Origin of the sequence: Roseiarcus sp., from assembly GCF_052145395.1 — a bacterium.
Lineage (GTDB): Bacteria > Pseudomonadota > Alphaproteobacteria > Rhizobiales > Beijerinckiaceae > Roseiarcus.
Window position 1 is genome coordinate 1 of the sequence record NZ_JBKQOT010000167.1, and the last position, 4,177, is coordinate 4,177.

General features: G+C 66.0%; 4 protein-coding genes. 2 read left to right on the plus strand and 2 right to left on the minus strand.

Annotated features, from left to right (window positions below; translation table 11 throughout):
• Positions 1-620 precede the first annotated feature (620 nt).
• Positions 621-1,544 (plus strand): glycosyltransferase family 2 protein, encoded by a 924-nt coding sequence (locus ACLP25_RS05920; protein ID WP_442468303.1) that lies wholly within the window; start codon positions 621-623, stop codon positions 1,542-1,544.
• A gap of 325 nt (positions 1,545-1,869) precedes the next feature.
• On the opposite strand, the gene ppa is transcribed toward ACLP25_RS05920, so the two are convergent.
• Both ppa and ACLP25_RS05930 read right to left on the minus strand, forming a co-directional pair.
• A complete protein-coding gene (ppa, locus tag ACLP25_RS05925; RefSeq protein WP_442468304.1) occupies positions 1,870-2,406 on the minus strand; it encodes an inorganic diphosphatase in 537 nt (178 codons plus the stop codon).
• An 81-nt stretch (positions 2,407-2,487) separates the two neighbouring features.
• A complete protein-coding gene (locus ACLP25_RS05930) occupies positions 2,488-2,994 on the minus strand; it encodes a GNAT family N-acetyltransferase (RefSeq protein ID WP_442468305.1) in 507 nt (168 codons plus the stop codon).
• Between the two features lie 168 nt (positions 2,995-3,162).
• Between ACLP25_RS05930 and ACLP25_RS05935 the strand changes: the two genes are divergently transcribed.
• Positions 3,163-3,969 (plus strand): DUF3108 domain-containing protein, encoded by an 807-nt coding sequence (locus tag ACLP25_RS05935; RefSeq protein WP_442468306.1) that lies wholly within the window; start codon positions 3,163-3,165, stop codon positions 3,967-3,969.
• The last annotated feature ends 208 nt before the right edge of the window (positions 3,970-4,177 follow it).

The following is a 4,177-nucleotide window of genomic DNA, read 5'->3' on the forward strand; positions in this document are numbered from 1 at the left end:
ATCGCCGCGTAGGCAGAACGCGATGCGCCCGTCGAGTCACGTCCATGACTTGCGCTCACAAACACCGGAAGTTCGGGCTAGGGGACGCGCTATCGTCGGACAACAGCGGGCCGAGGTAACCCTGCGGCGCCTCGGCCCGCCGCCTGCTGAACGCTCGCGACAGCGAGCGGCGCTGATCCGCTGTGATCGGCGACCCTAGCGGCGATCGCGTTTCTGGACGAACCTCAGCAAATGGACGTCCACGGCCTGTTCGGCGGCGGCGACCTCCTCGAGGCGCGTTCGTAGGTTGGGCAGCGCATCCGCTTCGGCTTGGGGACGTAGTCTCCGATGCCACCTTGCCCCTCGAGCTTGCCCCGCAGTTTGAAGGCTCGCCGCAAGGCTCGGTCGTGGCGACCTCGGGCGCTTGGCGGCCCAAGGAAGGCCGAGAACCACTAGCGCCCCGTCGGCCCTACACGGCCCGCTGACCGCCCTGCTCAGGCCGCAAGTGGATCCCCGAGTTACAAAGTCCGCGCTTATGCCCTATATCCCGGCAAGATCGGGCCTTGGCCCGCGCCTATCTGCAAGCCTGACCGAGCCCGATGGCCCCGAACCACGCCCTCCCTCTGCTTGACGACCGAACGGTGCCGCAGCGCCCCGGCGAGGTGCGCGCCTGCATGGTGGTGCGCAATGAGAGCTTGCGGCTGCCCTCGACCCTGGCCCACTATCGCCAACTCGGCGTCGACCGCTTCCTGGTGATCGACAACGGGTCCGACGACGGAACGCTCGAGTTCCTACGCGGCCAGCCGGACATCCACGTCTTTCTGACCACGGACAGCTTCGCCGAGAGCCAGTGCGGCCTGACCTGGACCAACGCCATTCTGGACGCCTTCTGCGACGGCCAATGGACGATGACGATCGATGCGGACGAGCTTTTCATCTATCCGCACGTCGGCCAGGTCGGCATCCACCGCTTTTGCCGCTTTCTCGACAGCGTCGGCCATAAGGCGGTGATCTCCCTGCTGCTAGACATGTATTCCGACAAGCCGCTGGCGGAGACGGTTCATCCGCCTGGCGGCTCGCTGGTCGCCACCTGCCCCTATTTCGATTCGGGACCGTATCAGGCCGTCCAGGTGCAAGCCTTCCCGGCGGTGCAGTTCTACGGCGGGGTGCGCCAGCGGCTGTTCAAGAACGCGCTCGGCGGCCGCTATCCGGCCCCCACTGTTAGCAAGGTGCCGCTGGTCAAATGGCGGGCGGGCACGCACTATCTGCTGGCGACCCACGCCATGACCCCGGTCGTGCTGTCGGACCTGATCGCCGCCCTGCTGCACTTCAAGTTTTTGGACGACTTCCCCCTGCGGGCGGTGACCGAGGCGCGTCGCGGCGAGCATTTCGACGGCGCCAGCGAGTACCGCGCCTATGTCGAACTCGTGGAGCAGGGCTGGCCGGTCCCGCTGCACGCGGCGGAATCGATGCGGTTCGAGGACGCCGATCAGCTGGTCAGGCTGGGCCTGATGCGGTCTTCGCCGGCCTACGAGCAGTTCCTCGGCGCGCCGACGGCGGGCTGAAGCCGGTTCGGCGAGACTATAGGTCGGAGTGCTGAGTTACCTCTTTGAGCCAGAGCATGATGCAAGGCGGCTGCGCTTCGACTCGAGGTCACGCCACTCGCCCATGCGAAGGGTGAAGAGCGTCAGCCCATCGGTCGCGAAAGCGCCCGGACGGAATCCCACGACGCTTCAGCCGAGGCCGCGGCGCCTTGATCTGCCAAAATCATCGAGTGTCCGAAAGGGGGAAGCGCCGTGCTTCTCGCATAGCGCCTGCGTCTCGTCGATGCGCGCATCGATGAACGAGCGCTTCCTCGTTCGCTTTCTTCGCGCCCGCTTTCCGGCGCGCTCAGGCCTTGGGTTTCCTGGCCCGATCAACGCCTTCCATGATCAGCTTGCGCGCTTCCTCGGCGTCTCCCCAGCGGATGATCTTCACCCACTTGTTCGGCTCGAGGTCCTTATAGTGCAGGAAAAAGTGCTCGATCCGGTGCAGGGTGATCTCGGGCAGGTCCGAATAGTTTTTCACGTTCGCATAGCGCGGGGTGAGCTTCTCCGTCGGCACGGCGATAAGCTTCTCGTCGGCGCCGCCTTCGTCCTCCATGATCAGAACGCCGACGATCCGGCAGTTCATGATCGCGCCCGGAATGATGGCGCGGGAGTTGGCGACGATGACGTCGCACGGATCGCCGTCGCCCGACAGCGTGTGCGGGATGAAGCCGTAATTCCCGGGGTAGCGCATCGGGGTGTAGAGGAAGCGGTCGACGACGAGCGCCCCGCTATCCTTGTCCATCTCGTACTTGATCGGTTCGCCGCCGATCGGCACTTCGATCACGACGTTCACGTCATGCGGTGCGTCCTTGCCGATGGTTACAGCGTTCAGATTCAAGGCCGTTGCTCCAGGATGGTCCGCGCTTCCGGTCAGGCGTTCGGCCCGCGGCGCGAGGCGGCTTATAGAGGCGAAAGCGCCTCAACCAAAGCCGAAAGCGACGCGTTCCCGCTCCTGACCGCCAAAAGTCTCATGCGCGCGCCGGACGACCCGGCCGCCGAGTCGCTTGTAGAAGCCGACTGCGCGCTCGTTTTCCGCGAGCGCCCAGACGACAAAGGTCCCGTAGCCATGGCCTTCGAGGTCCTTTCGCGCGGCCTCGAACATGCGCCGGCCGAAGCCGCAGCCCTGGCAGCCCGGCGAAAGGTAGAGCTCGAAGATCTCGCCGCCGTAGCCGAGCGCCGGCACGCGATTGCGACCATAAGAGACGTAGCCCACGACCGACTCGCCGTATTCGAGCACCAAGAGCGGCGTGCGGCGCGCGATCGCGACCCGCCACCACGACGCGCCGCGGCGCGCGATCATCCGCTCGAGCTCGCGGCCGGGGATCACGCCGCGATAGGCTTCCCGCCACGCCTCGTCGTGCACCTCGGTGATGTCGCCTTCGTCGCCCAATCGGGCCGGGCGGATGGAGATGACCGTCTCGACCATGGGAGGATGTTATGTCCGCCCGCGACGTCGCCGCAAGGTCTTGACACGTTCGGACCATGACTTTTTTGCTCCGCGCGAGTTTTCCTCGAGTGGGCCCATTGGCGCCGGAATTCGCGCATATTCGCAAATCGAACGCATGCGCGATTCGGAACTGGAGCGAATAAGACGATGACGCCGCGATCAACACGAAGGCTCGGACTGACCGCGGCGGCTGTGGCGGGCCTCGCCTGCGCTTCCGCGCAGGCCGACATGCTGCACGCCACCTACCGCGTCTCGCTCGTCGGCCTGCCGATCGGCTCCGCCAATCTCGACGCCTTGCTCACGCCGTCGAGCTATGCGATTCGCGCTGACGCCAAGCTCACCGGGCTGGCGCGGCTGTTCGCCAACGCCCGCGGCGCCTCGACCGGAATGGGCGCCATCGTGGAGGGCCGCGTCTCGCCGGCGACTTTCGCCACCACCGCCGCCAGTTCGCAGATGACGCGGACCATCCGCATGGCGCTCGCCGGCAATGCGGTCACTGGCGTCGACATCGCCCCGCCGTTCGACGAGAAGCCCGACCGCATTCCGCTCGGGCCGCACGACGAGCAGAACATCGTCGATCCGGTCGGCGCCGTGGTGATTCCGGCACCCGGCTCCGGCGCCATGGCGCCGCCTTCGGCGTGCAACCGGAAAATCCCGATCTTCGACGGCTACACCCGCTTCGACATCGACCTCACCTACGTCGGCGAGCGCGACGCCAAGGCGAAGGGCTACGACGGGCCGGTCGCCGTGTGCGCCGCCCGTTACGTGCCAATCTCCGGACACAGCGCGAATCGTCCCGCGACCAAGTTCATGGCCGAGAACAAGGACCTCGAGGTCTGGCTCGCGCCGATCGAGGCCGACCGGGTGTGGATGCCGTTCCGCGTCTCCGTCCGCACGATGATCGGCACGACCGTGGTCGAGGCGCAGGAGTTCCGGGTGGACGGGAGCCCGTAGCGCATTCGAACGCGGCCGTTCGATCAATCCAGGCGGAGCGGCGTCATCCTTTGAGCCTTTTTCGACGTCGGCGCGATTGAGCAGCGATTCTAAAAGTGCCCTGTGGCTTGGTTCTCATTCGATTTTTTGGACCGAGAGGAGGTGGGGCGGGATGGTGAAGGTGGCGAGGGCTTCGAGGAGGTCGGGCCAGGCGGGGAAGACGACGAAG